The 6,191-nt window shown below is 67.2% G+C and carries 6 protein-coding genes and 1 pseudogene; 5 read left to right on the forward strand and 2 right to left on the reverse strand.

Features of this window, described 5'->3' with window-relative positions; translation table 11 throughout:
- Positions 1-599, reverse strand: a 599-nt coding sequence (locus ACQY7V_RS08945) for an Hsp70 family protein (protein ID WP_428639863.1), incomplete at its 3' end; no start/stop codon positions are given.
- Between the two features lie 361 nt (positions 600-960).
- Here ACQY7V_RS08945 and ACQY7V_RS08950 point away from each other — a divergent pair.
- Entirely contained in the window at positions 961-2,127 is a 1,167-nt protein-coding gene (locus ACQY7V_RS08950; RefSeq protein ID WP_303774658.1) for a methyltransferase domain-containing protein, read from the forward strand.
- A complete protein-coding gene (locus ACQY7V_RS08955) occupies positions 2,124-2,693 on the forward strand; it encodes a hypothetical protein (protein ID WP_428639865.1) in 570 nt (189 codons plus the stop codon). The genes ACQY7V_RS08950 and ACQY7V_RS08955 overlap by 4 nt, the downstream gene beginning before the upstream one ends.
- A 147-nt stretch (positions 2,694-2,840) precedes the next feature.
- On the opposite strand, the pseudogene ACQY7V_RS08960 reads toward ACQY7V_RS08955, so the two are convergent.
- Positions 2,841-3,200: pseudogene (locus ACQY7V_RS08960) on the reverse strand (replication-associated recombination protein A); the annotation flags it as partial.
- A gap of 129 nt (positions 3,201-3,329) precedes the next feature.
- On the opposite strand from ACQY7V_RS08960, the gene ACQY7V_RS08965 reads away from it, so the two are divergent.
- The 3 genes from ACQY7V_RS08965 to ACQY7V_RS08975 form a co-directional block, all read left to right on the forward strand.
- Positions 3,330-3,809: a GtrA family protein gene (locus ACQY7V_RS08965; RefSeq protein ID WP_428639867.1), complete on the forward strand. Its 480-nt coding sequence runs from the start codon at positions 3,330-3,332 to the stop codon at positions 3,807-3,809.
- 281 nt (positions 3,810-4,090) lie between these two features.
- Positions 4,091-5,149 (forward strand): phosphodiester glycosidase family protein, encoded by a 1,059-nt coding sequence (locus tag ACQY7V_RS08970; protein ID WP_428639868.1) that lies wholly within the window; start codon positions 4,091-4,093, stop codon positions 5,147-5,149.
- The coding region (locus ACQY7V_RS08975) for a glycosyltransferase (protein WP_428639870.1) at positions 5,146-6,191 on the forward strand (1,046 nt) is incomplete at its 3' end. The genes ACQY7V_RS08970 and ACQY7V_RS08975, both read left to right, overlap by 4 nt.

Consider the following 6,191-nt stretch of genomic DNA (forward strand, 5'->3'; position numbering starts at 1 on the left):
CGAGTGGTTGCGCGAACCTGGATGGTGGAGAAGCCGTCTTCGTCCTTGCCAACTTCGAGCAGAGAGACGTCGAAGGTACCGCCACCGAGGTCGAAGACCAGGATCAGTTCGTCTTCGTTACCCTTGTCGAGGCCGTAGGCCAGGGCTGCTGCGGTGGGTTCGTTGACGATACGCAGGACGTTGAGGCCCGCGATTTCGCCGGCTTCCTTGGTGGCCTGACGCTCGGCGTCGTTGAAGTAGGCGGGGACGGTGATGACGGCGTCGGTGACGGGTTCGCCGAGGAAGGCCTCCGCGTCGGCCTTGAGCTTGGAGAGGATGCGGGCGGAGATCTCCTGCGCCGTGTACTTCTTGTCGTCGATGGAGACGGTCCAGTCGGTGCCCATGTGGCGCTTGACCGAGGAGATCGTCCGGTCGACATTGGTGACGGCCTGGCGCTTGGCGATCTCGCCGACGAGGACCTCGCCGGTCTTGGAGAAGGCGACGACCGAGGGGGTGGTGCGCATGCCCTCGGCATTGGCGATGATGGTGGGCTCGCCGCCTTCGAGGACGGCGATGGCGGAGTTCGTGGTGCCGAGGTCGATGCCGACTGCACGTGCCATGGTGTGTTCCTTTCATCCGGTCGTCCCCCTCGCCCGAGGGCGGGGCTCCGACCTGCTGCTGGTCTGGTGGACTCGACTCTTCTTGAGTCCGTTGCACTCAACTTTAAGCACACCCCCTTCGGGGCGCAAGCCGAAGAATGAAGAGTTGAGCCCATACGACTCAAAGAGGGGGCTCGTCAACAAGTCGGACTGCGTCCGCGCAACACCTGCCAAAGACTGACAACAAGTCGGACCGAACCCGACCCTCAAACACCTGCCCCCTCCCTTCCACCTCGAAATGAACGCTTTGTTGACACCACCCGATACGCCGATGGCCGACTTGTTGCCCTCGATGCTCCTCGCACTGTGGGACGATCAGGACATGCACTGCCAGCACTACGCATCGGGCGCATGCCGATCCTGTTCGCTCCTCGACACCCCGTACCCCGAGCAGATCGCTCACAAGCAGGGGAAGGCTCGCGCCCTCCTCGATCAGAACCCCGGCATGACCGCGCTCGACTGGCTCAACCCCCAGGCCTCGGCGAGCACCGGATTCAGGACCAGCGCGAAACTCGTCGTCGGCGGCACGCGGCGCAGGCCGACACTGGGGATCCTCGGACCCGACCGGCGGGGCGTCGATCTTCCCGGCTGCCCGATCCAACACCCCGCGATCAACGCCGCCGCACCCGCGCTCAAGCGCTTCATCCGCGCGCTCGACCTCACGCCCTACGACGTCCCCACGAAGAAGGGCGAGCTCAAGTACATCCTCCTCACCGTCGGCACGGACGACGCCCTCATGTGCCGCTTCGTCCTGAGGACCCGCGAGCGCCTCACCGACATCCGCCGCGCGCTCCCCGAACTCCACCGCCTCATCCCCGGGCTCGCCGTCGTCAGTGCCAACATTCATCCCGCCCACGAGGCCATCGTGGAGGGTCCGGACGAGATCGTGCTGACCAAGCGCCGCACCCTCGACCTACGCGTCGGGGACACGGATCTCGTCCTCGGGCCCCGTTCATTCGTCCAGACGAACCGCGAGGTCTCCTCCGCCCTCTACCGGCAGGCCGCCGAATGGGCGGCCGCCCCTCTTCCCGACGGGCGCGCACCCGAGAGCCTGTGGGACCTGTACTGCGGCATCGGGGGCTTCGCCCTCCACGCCGCCCGCGCCGGCATCCCCCGGGTGACCGGCGTCGAAGTCTCGGAGCAGGCCATCGCCTCGGCGATCCGGGCCGCGAACGACTCCGGCCTCAGCAGGGACGCCGCCCGCTTCATATGCGAGGACGCGAGCGCCTGGGCGAAGGCTCAAGAACCGGACGCGCGCCCCGACGTCCTCGTCGTGAACCCGCCGAGGCGCGGCATCGGCCCCGAGCTCGCGCAATGGGTCGAGCGCTCCGGGATCCCCCGCGTCGTCTACTCCTCGTGCAACGCCGCGAGTCTCGCCTCCGACCTCGGGGCGATGCCCTCCTACCGGGGCGATCGGGCACGGCTCTTCGACATGTTCCCCCATACCGACCATGCCGAAATCGCACTCGTCCTGGAGGCAGTCGCATGAACGCCGTACCGACCTGGTTCCTCGTCTTCTGGGTGGTTTTCCTGACCATCTGGATCATCGTCCTCTCCCTGCTCGCCTATTTCCTGGGGTTCCGCAAGCTCGGGATCGTAAAGCGCTGCACCTGCTTGACCGAGGGACGGGTGATCAGCTACTCCATGATCCGCTACAACGGCATCTCGCTCCCCGTCGTCGAATACGTTGTCGACGGCGTCGCCTACAGGGTCGTCGGTCCAAAATTCAAGGCCACGGCCACCTCAAGTTGGAGCACCCCCACCGGTCCGGTCATCACAGAGGTCCGGTCGAATCTCATACCCGGACGGCCCCTCCCGAAGGTCCTGCGCCTCAACACGCGGGGCAACTCCCTTGCCTCAGCGATGCACTCACCTCTTGCCGAGTTCTACCCAGTGGGCGGATCCGCGCGCGTGTTCTTCAATCCAGACCGGCCGAAGGAGTCCTTCGTCGAGCGCTGGGCCGGCGCCGAAAAGGTCATGCTGTGGGTGACGATTCCCTCTTTAGTTCTCATCCTTGCCGTTCTGGCGTTCATCCTCACCCAATTGGCCGCCTGATCCCCGCTTCACAAGTCGCGCATTTTGAGTCGGCGCATCCGCTCCCACTGGGCGAGGCCCTCGCGCACCGCATGCTCATAGCCGTTGTCGGTAGCCTCGTGGAGGCGGCGTCGCGCTCGACGCCGTCCAGGAGCATTCGAGACAGCCAATAGAGAGCAGCGCGTCTTGGCCGATCTGCTTGCGCTTGGAGGCAGCGGCAAAAACTTTGCGCAAATCCGCCACCCCGGAGAAGGTGGCGGAGACCTGTTCGAAGAGGAGGCCCGTCCTTCCGGCGGGCAGGCACGCGATCGTCGTCTCGCCACATCCGGACAGCCCCCACAGGATCATCGACGATAGCCTACCGGCCCGGACCATCCGGCCGAGCGGGGCGTCTGGAGCGAGCAGGTGGTCCTGTCCGACGAATTCGTCAAGAGTGCGAGGACGCAGGCGCTCGGCGAGGGGGCGAGTCGTATCGTCGAACCCTTCGGCAGCCGAGTCGAAGAGGGAGGGACCTTGAGGAGTCGTCATGGGGGTTGCGCTCCCGTAAGAATCGTCGGTCGGGGGAATCGTGAAGACCTCAGGGGCCCGGCCCCGCTCCACAGCTGACCCACAGCTTGGACCGGCGCCCCTCACAAGCGCGCCCGGGATGCTGAGGTCATGACCACGACACGACCCGCCTTCGTCGCCCTCCTCGCGCGCTTCGGACGGCAGCTGCGCTACCTGGCTTCTTCTTTGAGCTCGACGGCCCTCGACTACCTCATGCTCCTCGCGTTGAACGGGCTCGTCGGGGGCCTTCTCCTGCCGGTCGTGTGCGCCCGCATCACCTCGTGCACGATGAACTACCTCCTCAACCGCCGGGTCTTCGACAAGCAGGGAGCGCTCATCGCCACCGCCCTCAAGTACGCGGTGTGGGAGGCGACGATCATGCTCAGCGCCTACGCCGCCATCCGCGCTCTGGTCTCGCTCGGCCTGGCCCTGTGGATCGCGTCGATCCTCGCGAATTGCTCGCTCTTCGCCCTCAACTACCTCGGCCAGCGCTACCTCGTGTTCGGCGATCGCGAACTGGTCGTCACCGACCTCGCGCGGCTCCGCTCCGCATTGCCCTCGTTCGGGCCGGCCCGGGTCGCGCAGGCCTGAGCGCCCCTCCCCGTCGCATTCAGCCCTCCGTTCCGCCCTCGGCCCCTGATCGCCGAGGACGCACGCCCCCGAAGGCGCCCAAGAAGCCGCCCAAGAAGCCGCCGGCACGAGTCAGCCGAACTTCTTGGGCACCTTCGGGGTACGTGAAGAAAGCGCCTCCCCGCACCCGCCGCACGCCCGCGTGCCCGCCGCGGACGCGCCGCAGAAGCTGTTCACAGTGCACAGGGAGGCCACAGGCGGGACACACGCCCTCCTGAACGAGAGGCGGAACAGTGGGCGTCATGAACGAACAGGCACTCACTCCTCAGCCCTCCCCCGTCCCGAATCCGACCCCCGCGAAGGCGCCCCGCCGCTCGCACCGCCTGCGCAACGCCCTCATCGGCTCCGTCGCCGCACTGGCGCTGGCAGTCGGCGGGACGGCCGCCTGGGCGCTCGACCGCTTCGTCATCGACCACGTCGAAGTGAGCGACGTCGCCGCATACGAGGCGGAGCACTCGACCACGGCATCCGCGTCGGCATCAGGCGGCGCCTCCTCGCAAACCGACGCGAACTCGACCGCGAGCGAGTCGAGCGAAACCGTCACTTCGCTCACCGACACGAGCTACGCCTCATTGGACGGGACGAGCGTGACGATCACCCGGGGCTCCTACGGATCCGGATCCGACGCGGCGACCTACTACGTCGCGGACGTGGTGGTCTCGGACGCCACGGACTTGAGGTCCGCCTTCGCCGGCAACGCCTTCGGGGGCAACATCACCGACCTCGTCTCCACCATCGCGACGCAGAACAACGCGGTGCTCGCCATCAACGGCGACTACTACGGCTTCCGCGACACCGGCATCGTGATCCGCAACGGCGTCATCTACCGCGACGAGGGCGCACGAGAAGGCCTCGCGATCTACGAGGACGGCACGATGGAGGTCTACGACGAAACGACGACGGACGCCCAGAGCCTCGTCGATCAAGGCGTCTGGCAGACCCTCTCCTTCGGTCCCGCACTGGTCGAGGACTCCCGGGCCGTTGACGGAATCGACTCCGTCGAAATCGACACGAACTTCGGCAATCACTCGATCCAGGGCGACCAGCCCCGCACTGCGATCGGGATCATCGACGACAAGCACTTCGTGTTCGTCGTCGTGGACGGCCGCTCCTCGACCTCGGCCGGGGTCACGATGAGCGAGCTCGCGCAGATCATGGTCGACCTCGGCGCGACGACCGCCTACAACCTCGACGGCGGAGGCTCCTCCGAGATGTGGTTCAACGGCGAGGTCGTCAACTCTCCTTCCAATGGCGGCGAACGCGCCACCAGCGACATCCTCTACATCGGGAGCGCACAATGATCGTCCTCATCCCCGCTTTCCGCCCGGACACCCGCCTCGCCCGTCTCGTCCTCGACCTGCACCGCGCGGATCCGTCGATCCAGACCCTCGTCGTCGATGACGGCTCAGGCCCGGACTACGCCGTTTACTTCGACGCGGCGCGCGCCGCGGGCGCCGAGCTCGTCTCCCACGTCGCGAACCGGGGGAAGGGGGCCGCGCTGCGCACCGGGATCGCCCGGGCCGCCGAGTTGCGCCCCGGCGAGCCCGTGGTCACTGCGGACGCGGATGGGCAGCACCTCGTCGAGGACATCCTCGCAGTCGGGCGCGAGTGCGACAAGAGCGGTGAGATCGTCCTGGGCGTCCGCAGTTTCGACGGCGATGTCCCGTTCCGTTCGAAGTTCGGCAACGACGCGACCGCCTTCGCATTCCGCCTGGCGACGGGCGTTCGCCTCCCCGACACGCAGACCGGCTTGCGGGCCTTCCCCGCGGGCGACCTCCACTGGCTCCTCGCAGTCCCCGGCGACCGCTACGAGTACGAGCTCTCCGTGCTCCTCAAGGCCGCTGAATCGGGCCTGCCCTTCATCCAGCACCCGATTCGGACGATCTACGAGGAGGGCAATGCCACGTCGCACTTCCGCCCTCTTCGGGACTCGGCGCGCATCTACGCCCCCCTCGTGAAGTTCTCCGCCTCCTCCCTGGTCGGGGCCGTCGTGGACTACCTCGGGGTCATCGGGCTCCACGCGCTGATCGGCGGGCTCCTCGTTCCCGTCGTCGCGGCGAGAGTGATCTCCGCCGGCGTGAACTTCGCGCTCAACCGGCGCGTCTTCCGTGCGCGCCGGGGAACGGTCATGCGCACGGCCGTCAAATACGCGGTCCTGGCCCTGGGGCTCCTGGGGGCGTCCTACGTCGCGCTCAAGGCCGCGCTCGCCCTCGGACTCGCCCTGTGGCTGGCCAAGCCGATCGTGGATGTCGCGCTGTACGTCGCGTCCTATCGGATCCAGCGCTCCTGGGTGTTCGCGGAGCGGACGGCGGCCCGTTCGGCGGGGGCCGAGGGCGGGGCACA

The sequence above is a fragment of the Schaalia sp. genome (genome assembly GCF_050312375.1).
In the GTDB taxonomy this organism is placed as follows: domain Bacteria; phylum Actinomycetota; class Actinomycetes; order Actinomycetales; family Actinomycetaceae; genus Pauljensenia; species Pauljensenia hyovaginalis.